Origin of the sequence: Caulobacter sp. UNC279MFTsu5.1, from assembly GCF_900114015.1 — a bacterium.
Lineage (GTDB): Bacteria > Pseudomonadota > Alphaproteobacteria > Caulobacterales > Caulobacteraceae > Caulobacter.
Window position 1 is genome coordinate 1 of record NZ_FORN01000052.1, and the last position, 11,791, is coordinate 11,791.

Below are 11,791 nucleotides of genomic sequence, written 5' to 3' on the forward strand. Positions count from 1 at the left end.
CACCGGGTGGGGTGAAGGGCGGAAAAGGCCCGCGCGCCCCGGCCTTGCGGATAACGGTCGCGCGGAGCGTTCGGGCTTCGTCGAAACGGTTACTACTCAAACACTCCGGACGGCGTCCGGCGCTCCGCGACCCTTTCCATACGCTCAGCGGCCTGCCGCGTGAGGACGAGAAGCCGTGCCACGAAGCCCCCTCGGTCGCTTCGCGACAGCTCCCCCAGAGGGGGAGCATCTGATCCTCCCCCTCTGGGGGAGGTGGCCCGGAGGGCCGGAGGGGGCTCGCGGGCAAGAGCGGATCCGCCGCGAAATCAACCGCCTATGCGGGTTTCCCCCATCGACAGCCGCTCAAGCCTGGGCATGATGGCGCCCAGATGAACGAGTCCGAGCAAACCAGCGCGACGCCCGCGCGACCGCCGATCGAAACCGACAGCGCCCCGGGGGATCCCCTGGCGGAGTCGCCGCTCGCCGCGGCGGCGCGCTCGGTCTCGCCCAGCGTCACCACCGCGCTGAAGCACGCGCCGATGGGCATCGCCATCTTCGACGACCAGATGCGTTACCTGGCCGCCTCGCGCCAGTACCTGACCGACCAGGGCATGCCGCCCGACATGCCGCTGCTGGGCCGCCGCCACTACGACGTCTTTCCCGAGATCCCGCAGTTCTGGCGCGACAAGCACGCCCAGGTGCTGGCCGAGGGGGTCGAGCTGCGCGAGGACGAGGGCGACCGCTATGTCGACGGCGCGGGCCGGGTGCACTGGGTGCGCTGGTCGATGGCGCCCTGGCGCACCGACGACGGCCGGATCGGCGGGCTGGTGCTCTACACCGAGATGGTCACGGCGGCGATGGAGGCCCGCCAGCGGCTGCAGGCCGCCGAGGCCCGCTACCGGGCGGTGTTCGACCAGGCGGCGATGGGCGTGGCCCGGGTGTCGGGCAGCGGCCGGTTCCTGGAGGTCAACGACAAGTTCTGCGCCATCACCCGCCGCGACCGCGAGACCCTGCTGGCCTCGACCTTCATGGACATCGCGCCCGGCGAGGACAATGTCGCCACCGTGGTCACAAAGGGCCTGGCCCTGCTGGCCGGCGAGATCGACACCTACGCCCTCGAGCGCCGGGTCGAGGGCCGCGACGGCCCGGTCTGGGTGCACGTCACCGCCTCGCGGGTCGATCCCGGCGACGGGCGGCCGTATCTGGTGGTGATCATCTCCGACATCACCGAGCGCAAGCTGGTCGAGGCCGAGCAGCAGCACTACCAGGACCAGCTGCGGCTGCTGATCAACGAGCTGAACCACCGGGTGAAGAACACCCTGGCCACCGTCCAGTCGATGGCCAGCCAGACCCTGAAGACCGAGGCCGACCCGGTCGTCGCCTTCGAGAAGTTCGAGTCGCGGCTGCTGGGCCTGTCGCAGGTGCACGACGTGCTGACCCGCGAGAGCTGGCACGGGGCGGGGCTGCGCGACGTGGCCGAGCGGGCCCTGGCGCCGTTCACCTCGCCCGAGGGGCCGGAGCGGCTGGTCATCGACGGCCCGCCGGTCTGGCTGGCGCCGGGCGGGGCCCTGACCATGGCCCTGATCTTCCACGAGCTGGCGACCAACGCCCTGAAATACGGGGCGCTGTCCAACGGCCAGGGCCGGGTGGTGCTGAGCTGGGCCTATGACGCCGCGTCCCGCGACCTGGCCCTGACCTGGACCGAGACCGGCGGCCCGCCGACCGCCCCGCCCACCCGCCGCGGCTTCGGCTCGCGCCTGATCGAGCGCAGCCTGCGCGGCGAGCTGAAGGGCGCGGCCAGCATGGACTACCGCCCCGAGGGCCTGGTCTGCACGATGCGCGCGACGCTGTCGGACCCGGTGGAGGGGGGATCGCCGTTGAGGGCGGGATGAACCCCCTCAGTCGCTTCGCGACAGCTCCCCCAGAGGGGGAGCAGCTATGCGGCGTAGATCCTTCCCCTCTGGGGGAGGTGGCCCAGAGGGCCGGAGGGGGTCTTGCACTGAGCTTCCCGCCCACGTACCTCCCCACGATGACCAGCACCTCGCGCTTTGGGGCCAAGATCTGCGGGCTCTCCACGCCCGAGAGCGTCGCCGCCGCCGTCGCCGGCGGCGCGGCCTATGTCGGCTTCGTGTTCTTCGCCCGGAGCCCGCGCAACCTCGACCCCGAGGCCGCCGCCCGGCTGGCCGCGCCGCTTCGCCAATCGCCGGTGAAGACCGTGGCCGTCACCGTCAATCCCGACGACGCCCTGATCGACCGGCTGATGGCCACCCTGAAGCCCGACCTGATCCAGGCGCACGGCAAGGAGACCCCGGCCCGGGTCCGCGAGATCGCCCAGCGCTCGGGGGCCGGGGTGATCAAGGCCTTTTCCGTCTCGTCGGCCGCCGACGTCGACCAGGCCCGGGCCTTCGACGGCGTCGCCCAGCACCTGATGTTCGACGCCCGACCAATAGACGTGAATGGGGAAGGATCGGCCCTGCCCGGCGGCACGGGCGCAAGGTTCGACTGGAGCCTGCTGGAGGGCCGGCGATTTTCTCGCCCGCATTTCCTGGCCGGCGGGCTGGATCCGTGGAACGTCGCCGAGGCGATCCGGGCCTCCGGCGCGCCGCTGGTGGACGTTTCCTCTGGCGTCGAGCGGGGTCCCGGCCTAAAGGACCCGGCTCTGATCACGGCGTTCCTCGACGCCGTCAAACGCGTCTGACGTCTGGAAAGAGCCCGTGAACGCTTCGGTGAACCCCCCAATGGGGACTAACGACTGGTCCGCCTATCCGGACGCCAAGGGCCGCTTTGGCGACTACGGCGGCCTCTATGTGGCCGAGACCCTGATGCCGCTCGTGCTGGAGCTGGACCGCGCCTACACCGAGGCCAAGAACGATCCCAAGTTCCAGGCCGAGCTGAAGGGCTACCTGACCCACTATGTCGGCCGCCCGTCGCCGCTCTATTTCGCCGAGCGCCTCTCCAAGCATCTCGGCGGCGCCAAGATCTATTTCAAGCGCGAGGAGCTGAACCACACCGGCGCGCACAAGATCAACAACTGCATGGGCCAGATCCTGCTGGCCCAGCGCATGGGCAAGACCCGGATCATCGCCGAGACCGGCGCCGGCCAGCACGGCGTGGCCAGCGCCACCGTCACCGCCCGCTTCGGCCTGCCCTGCGTGGTCTATATGGGCGCCGTCGACGTGGCCCGGCAGAAGCCCAACGTCTTCCGCATGAATCTCCTCGGGGCGGAAGTCCGCCCGGTGACCTCGGGGGCCGCGACCCTGAAGGACGCCATGAACGAGGCCATGCGCGACTGGGTCACCAACGTGGCCGACACCTATTACATGATCGGCACCGCCGCCGGCCCGCATCCCTATCCGGCCATGGTCCGCGACTTCCAGGCGGTGATCGGCAGCGAGACCCGCGAGCAGATCCAGGAGTTGGAAGGCCGGTTGCCGGACGCCGTCGTCGCCTGCGTGGGCGGCGGCTCGAACGCCATCGGCATGTTCCACCCGTTCCTGGCCGACGAGAGCGTCAAGATCTACGGCGTGGAGGCCTCGGGCCACGGCCTGGAGACCGACAAGCACGCCGCCTCCCTGACCGGCGGCCGCCCGGGCGTGCTGCACGGCAACAAGACCTACCTGCTGCAGGACGGCGACGGCCAGATCCTGGACGCCCACTCGATCTCGGCCGGCCTGGACTATCCGGGCATCGGTCCCGAGCACGCCTTCCTGCACGACGTGGGCCGCGCCCAGTACCTGACCTGCACCGACGACGAGGCGCTGGCGGCCTTCCAGCTGTGCGCCGAGCTCGAGGGCATCATCCCGGCCCTGGAAAGCGCCCACGCCATCGCCAAGCTGCCGCAGCTGGCCAAGGAGATCGGCGAGGGCGGGGTGATCGTGCTGTGCCTGTCGGGCCGGGGCGACAAGGACATCTTCACCGTGGCCGACGCCCTCGGGCGGACGATCTAGGGCTAGAGCGACTTTGACCAAAGACCGTATCGATCGCCGGTTCGCGGCGCTGAAGGCCGAGAACCGGGCCGGCTTCGTCTCCTACGTGATGGCCGGGGATCCCGACGCCGCCACGGCGCTGGCCATCCTCGAAGGCCTGCCGGCCGCCGGGGCCGACCTCATCGAGCTGGGCTTCCCGTTCTCGGACCCGATGGCCGAGGGTCCGACCATCCAGCGCGCCAGCCAGCGCGCCCTGGCCCAGAAGATGACCCTGAACGGCACGCTGGACCTGGTCCGCGCCTTCCGCCAGGGCGACCAGGACACCCCGCTGATCCTGATGGGCTACCTGAATCCGCTAGTGAACAAGGGCTTCGAGACCTTCGCCCGCGAGGCCGCCGAAGCCGGCGTGGACGGCCTGATCGTCGTCGACTGCCCGCCGGAGGAGGCCGATCCGCTGGCTGACGCCCTGGAGGCCCACGGCGTCTCGCTGATCCGCCTGGCCGCCCCGACCACCGACGACGTCCGCCTGCCGGCCGTGGTCCGCCGCACCTCGGGCTTCCTCTATTACGTGTCGGTGGCCGGGGTGACCGGCGTCAAGTCGGCCGACGCCGGCGACGTGGCCCCGGCCGTGGCCCGGCTGCGCGCCGCCTCGGGCCTGCCCGTGGCCGTGGGTTTCGGCATCCGCACCCCCGACCAGGCGGCCGCCGTGGCCCGGATCGCCGACGCCGCCGTGGTCGGCTCGGCCCTGGTGGACGAAATCGAGTCCGCGGCCAAGGTGAACGAAAACGTGACCGAGAAGGTTCTTCTCAAGGCGTCGGAGCTGGCTAAGGCTGTGCGGTCGGCGCGACTCGAAATGGCGTGAGGCTGAAGGCTATGGCGATGGCTGAACCCCAGGGGCCCAAGAAGGGCGACAAGACCAAGGTCGCGACCGAGCGGCGCGGCGGCTGGCTGTCGCGGATCGCGCCCGGCGTGCGCGGTGCGTTCGCCAAGCGCGAGACGCCCGAGAACCTGTGGGTCAAGTGCCCCGACACGGGCGAGATGATCTACCGCTCCGACCTGGAGGCGGCCCTGTGGGTCACCCCGGCCGGCCGCCACATGCGCATCGGCCCCGAGGCGCGGTTCAAGTACACCTTCGACGGCGGCGTGCACGAGGTCCTGCCGACCCCGGCCGTGGTCGAGGACCCGCTGAAGTTCTCGGACGGCAAGCCCTACAAGGACCGCCTGGCCGCCGCTCGCAAGAGCACGGGCGAGCAGGACGCCATGGCCATCGCCTTCGGCAAGGTCGGCGGCGTCGACGCCGTGGTCCTGGTCCAGGACTTCGCCTTCATGGGCGGTTCGCTGGGCATGGCCGCGGGCGAGGGCTTCATCGCCGCCGCCGAGGCCGCGATCGCCCGCCAGGTCCCGCTGGTGGCCTTCACCGCCGCCGGCGGCGCGCGGATGCAGGAGGGGGCGCTGTCCCTGATGCAGATGGCCCGCACGACCCTGGCGATCAACGAAATGAAGGACGCCGGCCTGCCCTATGTGGTGGTGCTGACCGACCCGACCACCGGCGGCGTCACCGCCTCCTACGCCATGCTGGGCGACGTGCACCTGGCCGAGCCGGGCGCCCTGATCGGCTTCGCCGGCCCCCGGGTGATCGAGCAGACCATCCGCGAGACCCTGCCGCCGGGCTTCCAGCGTTCGGAATACCTGGTCGAGAAGGGCATGGTCGACCGCGTCACCCCGCGCAAGGACCTGCCGGCCGTGCTGGGCTCGATCCTGGGCACGCTGATGATGGGCCGGGCGCTGAAGGCGGCCTGAACCTCGGATGCTCCCCCTTTGGGGGAGCTGTCGCGGAGCGACTGAGGGGGTCGCGCGGCGGCGAACCCCCTCCACCACTTCGTGGTCCCCCTCCCCCAGAGGGGGAGGATCTCCAGATCATGACCGACCACCTCCGCGCCCATGACGCCGCGCTGGCGCGGCTGCAGGCCCTGCATCCCAAGCTGATCGACCTGTCGCTGGACCGCATGGTCCGGCTGTGCGCGGCCCTGGACGATCCGCAAAAGCGCCTGCCGCCGGTGATCCACGTGGCCGGCACCAACGGCAAGGGCTCGACCGTCGCCTATCTGCGGGCCATGGCCGAGGCGGCGGGCCTGAAGGTCCACGCCTTCACCTCGCCGCACCTGGTGCGCTTTTCCGAGCGCATCCGCCTGGCCGGGACCCTGATCACCGACGACCACCTGGCCCAGGTGCTGGAACGGGTCGAGGCCGCCAACGCCGGCCTGCCGATCACCTTCTTCGAGATCACCACCGCCGCGGCCTTCCAGGCTTTTTCCGAGGTCCCGGCCGACCTGTGCCTGGTCGAGGTCGGGCTGGGCGGGATCCTGGACGCCACCAACGTCGTCATGCCGGCGGTCAGCGTCATCGCCCCGATCGACATCGACCATCGCGAGTTCCTGGGCGACACCCTGGCGGCCATCGCCCAGGAAAAGGCCGGGATCATCAAGCCCAACACCCCCGTCGTCTCGGCCCGCCAGCAGGAAGAGGCCGAGCGGGTGGTTGAGCGCGAGGCCGACCTGTTCGAGGCGCCCCTGACCCTGATGGGCCGCGATTTCGACGCCTGGAACGAGCGCGGCCGCCTGCTGGTCCAGCTCCAGGACAGTCTGCTGGACCTGCCGGCCCCGGCCCTGCCGGGCGAGCACCAGTTCGCCAACGCCGGCCTGGCGGTGGCGGCGCTGCTGGCCCTGGACGATCCGCGCATCGACGAGGCCGCCATGGCCCGGGGGATCGCCGCCGCGACCTGGCCCGCCCGGTTCCAGCGGCTGACCGCCGGCCCCCTGGCCGAGCGGGCCCGGGCGGCGGGGGCCGACCTCTGGTTGGACGGCGGTCACAATCCCCATGCCGGCCAGGCGGTGGCGAGGGCCGTGGGCGACCTGGCGGCGCGCGACGGACGGCCCGTGGCCCTGATCTCGGGCCTGTTGGCCAACAAGGACGCCACGGGGTTCTTCGCGCCGTTCGCGCCGCTGAAGGCCAAGGTCTTCAGCGTGACCTTCGAAGGCCACGCCGCCGCCAGCGCCGCCCAGACCGCGGCGGCGGCCGAGCTGGCGGGCCTGCGGGCCCATGCCTGCGACAGCGTCGAGGCGGCCCTGGACAGGGCGTTGGCCCTCGAACCGACGCCGCACGTGCTGATCTGCGGTTCGCTGTACCTGGCGGGCGAGGTGCTGGCGATGAGCCCGGAGACCTGGCCGGTCTAGGCGCTAGACCAGGATGTTCAGCAGCGAGCCCGGGCGCAGGATCTTCTGCGGCTGTTCGGTCGGTTGGACGAACGGCCGGGCCGGCGGCGGGCGCTGCGGCTGGGCCTGGGTCTGCAGCTGGACGGCGATCGGCGGAGCGGTCGGCCGGGCCGCGGCGGCGTCGCTGACGGCCGCCTGGAAGAACGCCGCCGCGCGCGAGCCGCCAGCCCCGGCCGAACCCTGCGCGGACGCGGGTCGCTGCGGAACGGCCGGCAGGCCGGTGGGACGGATCGTGCTCATGGACGCGACTCTATCATGGTTAATGCAAGGTCGGCGAGCATGGTCAACACGCGGTTAATGGTCGCGGCTCGGCTTGGGGAAATCGGGCGAAAACCGGGCGCGAACCTGAACGCCAGATGAAAGTCGGGTTGCCGACGCCGTTCAGACGCCGGGGCGTAGGCTGCCCTCAAGATCGACCGGATCGGGGCTGGACGGTCGGACACGCAATTGAACTGGAAAGGGACACCCGATGCGCACCGCCACCAAGACCACCATTTCGCTGATCGCCGCCGCCACGGCCGCGCTGGGCCTGGTTTCGGCCCCGAGCTTCGCCTCGGCCCATGACGGCCGCTATTACCGCGACCACCATCGCTACGAGCGCTACGATCATCGCTATGACAGCCGCTACGACCGCTGCCGCGCCGACCGCCGGAGCGGCAAGGCGACCGGCGCGATCATCGGCGCCGTGGCCGGCGGCCTGCTGGGCAACTCGGTCTCGCACGGCAACCGCACCCCCGGCACCCTGCTGGGCGCCGGCGCCGGGGCCTATGTCGGCAGCCAGGTCGGCAAGGGCCACCGCTGCTAAGGCGCTGACTCCCTGAACAGGAAAGGGCCCGGACCGCGAAAGCCGTCCGGGCCCTTTCGCGTTTAACGCAGCTTGGCCAGCATGTCCTGGACGTCGGCGTCGGTCAGGGGGCCGCTGTGCTTGGCCAGGATCACGCCGTCGGCGCCGACCAGGAAGGTCTCGGGCACGCCGGTGACGCCGAACTCTATGCCGGCCCGGCCGTTGCGGTCCGCCAGCTTGACGGCGAACGGATCGCCCAGTTCCGCGAGGAACGCCTGGGTGCGCACCGGCTCGTCCTTGTAGGCGACGCCGACCAGGGTGACCCCCTGGGCCTTCAGGGCCATCAGCTGCGGGGCCTCGACCCGGCAGGGGGCGCACCAGGAGGCGAAGAAGTTGATCAGCCGGGGCCGCCCGGACGGCGCGTTCCGGATCGCCACCATCGCTCCGGTGTCGAGGTCGGGCAGGACCACGGCCGGCACCGGCTTGCCGACCAGGGCGTGGGGCTGGACGTGCGGGTCGTGCTTGAGGGCGTAGCCGGCGAACAGCACGCCCAGGCCGATCAGCACGATCAGCGGCGCGAAACCGATCCAGCGCCTCACGACTGCTTCGCCCCGCGCGAGGCGTCCCGCTGGGCCTGCAGCCGCTCGGCCTCGCGCCGCCAGCGGCGGGCCGAGGCCAGGCTGTCGGCGATCATCCAGACGAAGGCCCCCGCCGTCAGGGCGAAGGCCGGCCAGACATAGACGGCGTACTTGCCGGCGTCGAAATCGAAGTGCACCGAGCTAGCCCTCCGCCGCTTGCAGGGCCAGGGCCCGGGCCTTGCGCCGCCAGACCAGGGCTCGGATCCGCACCAGCCACAGCGCGCCGAAGGCCGACAGATAGGCCAGGCTCATCACCAGCATCGGCCAGGCGTAGACGGGCGGCAGGCCGTTGCCCGGCTTGGCGAACAGGGTGGAGCTGCCCTGGTGCAGGCTGTTCCACCACTCGACCGAGAACTTGACGATCGGCAGGTTGATCAGGCCGACCAGGGCCAGGATGGCCGCGGCGCGGGCGGCCTTCTGCTCGTCCTCCAGGGCCGAGCGCAGGGCCAGGTAGCCCAGATAGAACAGCAGCAGCACCAGCACCGAGGTCAGGCGGGCGTCCCACACCCACCAGGTTCCCCACATCGGCTTGCCCCACAGCGAGCCGGTGGCCAGGGCCAGGGCGGTGAAGGCCGCGCCCAGCGGCGCGCAGGCCACGGCGGCGGCGTCGGCCAGGGCGTGGCGGAACACCAGGGCCAGAAAACTGGCGATCCCCAGGCACAGATAGACGAACAGCGACAGCGAGGCGGCCGGCACGTGGATGAACATCATCCGCACGGTGTCGCCCTGCTGGTAGTCCTCCGGCGCGGCGAAGGTCAGGACCAGGCCGACGGCGGCCAACACCGCGGCGACCGCGCCGAACAGCGGCGCGGCCCAGCGGGAAAAGGCCATGAACCGCTCGGGGTTGGTCAGGAAGTCCAGCGGATGGTGTGGATCACGGGCGCCCATGACCGAGCCTTAGAAGACCTGAAGGACGCCCGCAATCCTGGAGGCTGCCTAGTCCGCCTTGGGCGGAGCCGGCACGCCGTCCGGACCGCCCCTGATGCGGTGGAATTCGACGCGGCGCATCATCGGGCCGTGGCCGCCGACCATCGGGCCCAGCGCGTCGAAGGCCTTCTTCTGGCTGGGCGACAAGGCGGCGTAGAAGGCGCGGGTGGCGTCGAGGCGGGCCCTGGCCCGGTCCAGATGCTCGGCCTCGCGATCCAGACGCTCGGGCGTGGTCAGCGGCTGGCGCGGCATATCGACCGCTTCGCGCTTCGGGCGGTCCTTGCCCCACGCCTGGGGGCCGGCGGCGGCCAGATAGGCCTTCAGGGCGCCCTCCTGGTCGGCGCGCAGCTGCAGCACGTCGCGCAGGTGCTGGGCGTGGGCTTCGGGATCGAGGCGGTGATGGCGCATCATCGCCGGCGGACCGCCGGGGCCGTCCGGACCCTCGTCGGCCATCGGCGGCATGCCAGGAGGGGGCGGGGCGTCCTGGGCGACGGCGGCCGCCGCGGTGGAGAGGGTGATGACGACCGCGGCCGTCAAGGCGAGGCGGCTCGGTTGCAGGCGCATGAAACGGCTCCGTGGAATGGTTCCTGGCGTGGAGCCTCGATTCTCCGTGTAACCCGGGAATGTCAGAATTCCTGGCGAATGTTGCAGGCCTGACGAACGCCGCTATGCATAAGGCTCTGACGCCGCGACGGATTTCCCGCGGTGCGAGGAGGCGACGATGCTGTACCTGGTGGCCAAGGCCGCGATTTCGGGCGTGATCATCGCCCTGGTGTCCGAGATCGCCAAGCGCCAGCCGGGCTTCGCCGCCCTGGTCGCCTCGCTGCCGCTGATCTCGATCCTGGGCATGCTGTGGCTGTGGCGCGACACCCACGATGTCAAGCGGATGGCGACCCATGTCGAGGCGACGTTCTGGTACGTGCTGCCGTCCCTGCCGATGTTCCTGCTCGTGCCGGCCCTGCTGCGGCGGGGCGTGAATTTCTGGATGGCGCTGGGCGCGGGTTGCGCGGTGACCATCGGCCTCTATCTGGGGATGACGGCGATCGGACCGCGCCTCGGCCTGAAGCTGTGACTGCCGCCACGTCCCGACACGCCGCCGGGTTAGGGCGTGACAGCCGAACGTGTGAGCGGTTTCGGCGCCCGTCACGCCCCAACGCTTCGGGGAACGCCTATCTCCGCGTCTCCGAATACGGATAGAAGCCCGGCCCATGCCCAGAACCGCCAAACGCGTCGCCTTCCTCGCTCTGATCGTCGCCGGCGTCTGCTGGGGCCTTGGCTTCCCGCTGGGCAAGCTGGTGTTGCGCGAGACCGACGCCGCCCACATGGTGCTGCTGCGCTTCGCGGTGGCCGCGGCGGTCGCCGCGCCGTTCGCCCTGCGCAGCCCCGAGGCGCGGGCTCTGTTCCGCTCGCCGGTGATCCTGCTGGCCGGCGCCCTCTACGGCGTCGCCTTCATGGTGCAGTTCGAGGGTCTGGCCCATGTCAGCGTCACCCTGGCGGCCCTGCTGGTCGGGGCCATGCCGGCCCTGATCGCCATCTCGGCCAAGCTGCTGGGCGAAAAGGTCAGCCGCGCGTCGTGGGGCGGGGTGGCCGCCGCGACCCTGGGCGCCGCCCTGATCGCCGGCAAGCCCGACGGGGCCGGCTCACCCCTGGGCGTGGCCCTCTCCCTGGGCTCGCTGCTGATCTTCCTGGCCTGGCTGATCGTGCTGCGCCGCGCGCCCAAGGCCCCGACCCCGATGGCCATCCCGGCCGTGACGGTGATCGTCGCCGCCGCCACGGTCCTGCCGATCGCCTTCGCAATGCATGGCCCGCCCAGACTGGACCTGTCACCCGTCGCCTGGGGCGGGATCCTGGGCCTGGGCGTGCTGGGCACCCTGCTGGCCACCGCCGCCTGGCAGTTCGGCTCGGCCCGGGTGGGCAGCGCCAGCGCCGGGGTGTTCATCAACATCGAGCCGCTGATGGGGGCCTGCGTCGGGGTGCTGCTGTTCGGCGACCGCCTGACCTGGACCCTGGCGGCCGGCGGCCTGATGATCATCGCCGGCAGCTTCGCGGTGGTGCTGGGCGAGCGGCATGCGCCGCCGGTGACGGCCAGCGCTGGGCCGATTTAGAAAGCCGCGCCCCGATTTTCCCTCTCCCATAGGGAGAGGGCAGGGACCCGTCGCGAAGCGATGGGAGGGTGAGGGGTTACGCCGGCGAACGGCGTGCCGGCGCTCCGTCTTGCTCCGTAACCCCTCACCCCAGTCCTCTCCCTAGGGGAGAGGGGGCATT

14 protein-coding genes and 1 pseudogene are annotated in these 11,791 nt (G+C 71.3%); 9 read left to right on the plus strand and 6 right to left on the minus strand.

The window, feature by feature from the left end; translation table 11 throughout:
* Positions 1-368 precede the first annotated feature (368 nt).
* The 6 genes from BM066_RS22090 (at position 369) to BM066_RS22115 (ending at position 7,138) form a co-directional block, all read left to right on the plus strand.
* On the plus strand, positions 369-1,871 hold the full coding sequence (locus tag BM066_RS22090) for a sensor histidine kinase (protein WP_089930319.1): 1,503 nt from the start codon (positions 369-371) through the stop codon (positions 1,869-1,871).
* Positions 1,872-2,008: 137 nt separating this feature from the next.
* A complete protein-coding gene (locus BM066_RS22095; protein ID WP_089930320.1) occupies positions 2,009-2,677 on the plus strand; it encodes a phosphoribosylanthranilate isomerase in 669 nt (222 codons plus the stop codon).
* Between the two features lie 40 nt (positions 2,678-2,717).
* Positions 2,718-3,926: a tryptophan synthase subunit beta gene (trpB, locus tag BM066_RS22100; RefSeq protein ID WP_089930321.1), complete on the plus strand. Its 1,209-nt coding sequence runs from the start codon at positions 2,718-2,720 to the stop codon at positions 3,924-3,926.
* Positions 3,927-3,939: 13 nt separating this feature from the next.
* Entirely contained in the window at positions 3,940-4,767 is an 828-nt protein-coding gene (gene trpA, locus BM066_RS22105) for a tryptophan synthase subunit alpha (RefSeq protein ID WP_089930322.1), read from the plus strand.
* An 11-nt stretch (positions 4,768-4,778) separates the two neighbouring features.
* Positions 4,779-5,705, plus strand: a complete 927-nt coding sequence (locus BM066_RS22110) for an acetyl-CoA carboxylase carboxyltransferase subunit beta (protein WP_089930323.1) — start codon at positions 4,779-4,781, stop codon at positions 5,703-5,705.
* A gap of 119 nt (positions 5,706-5,824) precedes the next feature.
* Positions 5,825-7,138 (plus strand): bifunctional folylpolyglutamate synthase/dihydrofolate synthase, encoded by a 1,314-nt coding sequence (locus BM066_RS22115; protein WP_089930324.1) that lies wholly within the window; start codon positions 5,825-5,827, stop codon positions 7,136-7,138.
* A 3-nt stretch (positions 7,139-7,141) separates the two neighbouring features.
* Here BM066_RS22115 and BM066_RS22120 read toward each other — a convergent pair whose 3' ends face one another.
* On the minus strand, positions 7,142-7,417 hold the full coding sequence (locus BM066_RS22120) for a hypothetical protein (protein WP_089930325.1): 276 nt from the start codon (positions 7,415-7,417) through the stop codon (positions 7,142-7,144).
* A gap of 229 nt (positions 7,418-7,646) precedes the next feature.
* Between BM066_RS22120 and BM066_RS22125 the strand changes: the two genes are divergently transcribed.
* Positions 7,647-7,982 (plus strand): glycine zipper 2TM domain-containing protein, encoded by a 336-nt coding sequence (locus BM066_RS22125; RefSeq protein ID WP_089930326.1) that lies wholly within the window; start codon positions 7,647-7,649, stop codon positions 7,980-7,982.
* A gap of 62 nt (positions 7,983-8,044) precedes the next feature.
* Here the strand turns inward: BM066_RS22125 and BM066_RS22130 are convergent, their stop codons facing one another.
* From BM066_RS22130 to BM066_RS22145, 4 genes are read right to left on the minus strand one after another with little or no spacing between them, the layout of a single operon-like run.
* Positions 8,045-8,560 (minus strand): DsbE family thiol:disulfide interchange protein, encoded by a 516-nt coding sequence (locus tag BM066_RS22130; protein ID WP_018060972.1) that lies wholly within the window; start codon positions 8,558-8,560, stop codon positions 8,045-8,047.
* A complete protein-coding gene (gene ccmD / locus BM066_RS22135; protein WP_089930327.1) occupies positions 8,557-8,736 on the minus strand; it encodes a heme exporter protein CcmD in 180 nt (59 codons plus the stop codon). The genes BM066_RS22130 and ccmD overlap by 4 nt, the downstream gene beginning before the upstream one ends.
* 4 nt (positions 8,737-8,740) lie before the next feature.
* Entirely contained in the window at positions 8,741-9,487 is a 747-nt protein-coding gene (ccmC, locus tag BM066_RS22140; protein ID WP_089930328.1) for a heme ABC transporter permease CcmC, read from the minus strand.
* Positions 9,488-9,535: 48 nt separating this feature from the next.
* Complete coding sequence (locus BM066_RS22145) at positions 9,536-10,090, minus strand: Spy/CpxP family protein refolding chaperone (RefSeq protein ID WP_089930329.1); 555 nt, start codon at positions 10,088-10,090, stop codon at positions 9,536-9,538.
* Positions 10,091-10,247: 157 nt separating this feature from the next.
* Between BM066_RS22145 and BM066_RS22150 the strand changes: the two genes are divergently transcribed.
* Together BM066_RS22150 and BM066_RS22155 are read left to right on the plus strand one after the other, a co-directional pair.
* Positions 10,248-10,598, plus strand: a complete 351-nt coding sequence (locus BM066_RS22150) for a DUF3147 family protein (protein ID WP_089930330.1) — start codon at positions 10,248-10,250, stop codon at positions 10,596-10,598.
* A 136-nt stretch (positions 10,599-10,734) separates the two neighbouring features.
* A complete protein-coding gene (locus tag BM066_RS22155; RefSeq protein WP_089930331.1) occupies positions 10,735-11,631 on the plus strand; it encodes a DMT family transporter in 897 nt (298 codons plus the stop codon).
* 19 nt (positions 11,632-11,650) lie between these two features.
* Here BM066_RS22155 and BM066_RS27395 read toward each other — a convergent pair.
* Positions 11,651-11,789, minus strand: a pseudogene (locus tag BM066_RS27395) (hypothetical protein); the annotation flags it as partial.
* Positions 11,790-11,791: the final 2 nt, after the last annotated feature.

Excerpts from the sequence above, each read along its gene's own strand:
- BM066_RS22090 (WP_089930319.1), top strand. The coding sequence starts at position 369 with ATGAACGAGTCCGAGCAAACCAGCGCGACGCCCGCGCGACCGCCGATC.
- BM066_RS22095 (WP_089930320.1), top strand. The coding sequence starts at position 2,009 with ATGACCAGCACCTCGCGCTTTGGGGCCAAGATCTGCGGGCTCTCCACG.
- trpB (WP_089930321.1), top strand. The coding sequence starts at position 2,718 with ATGGGGACTAACGACTGGTCCGCCTATCCGGACGCCAAGGGCCGCTTT.
- BM066_RS22110 (WP_089930323.1), top strand. The coding sequence starts at position 4,779 with ATGGCGATGGCTGAACCCCAGGGGCCCAAGAAGGGCGACAAGACCAAG.
- BM066_RS22115 (WP_089930324.1), top strand. The coding sequence starts at position 5,825 with ATGACCGACCACCTCCGCGCCCATGACGCCGCGCTGGCGCGGCTGCAG.
- BM066_RS22120 (WP_089930325.1), bottom strand. The coding sequence starts at position 7,417 with ATGAGCACGATCCGTCCCACCGGCCTGCCGGCCGTTCCGCAGCGACCC.
- BM066_RS22125 (WP_089930326.1), top strand. The coding sequence starts at position 7,647 with ATGCGCACCGCCACCAAGACCACCATTTCGCTGATCGCCGCCGCCACG.
- ccmC (WP_089930328.1), bottom strand. The coding sequence starts at position 9,487 with ATGGGCGCCCGTGATCCACACCATCCGCTGGACTTCCTGACCAACCCC.
- BM066_RS22145 (WP_089930329.1), bottom strand. The coding sequence starts at position 10,090 with ATGCGCCTGCAACCGAGCCGCCTCGCCTTGACGGCCGCGGTCGTCATC.
- BM066_RS22150 (WP_089930330.1), top strand. The coding sequence starts at position 10,248 with ATGCTGTACCTGGTGGCCAAGGCCGCGATTTCGGGCGTGATCATCGCC.
- BM066_RS22155 (WP_089930331.1), top strand. The coding sequence starts at position 10,735 with ATGCCCAGAACCGCCAAACGCGTCGCCTTCCTCGCTCTGATCGTCGCC.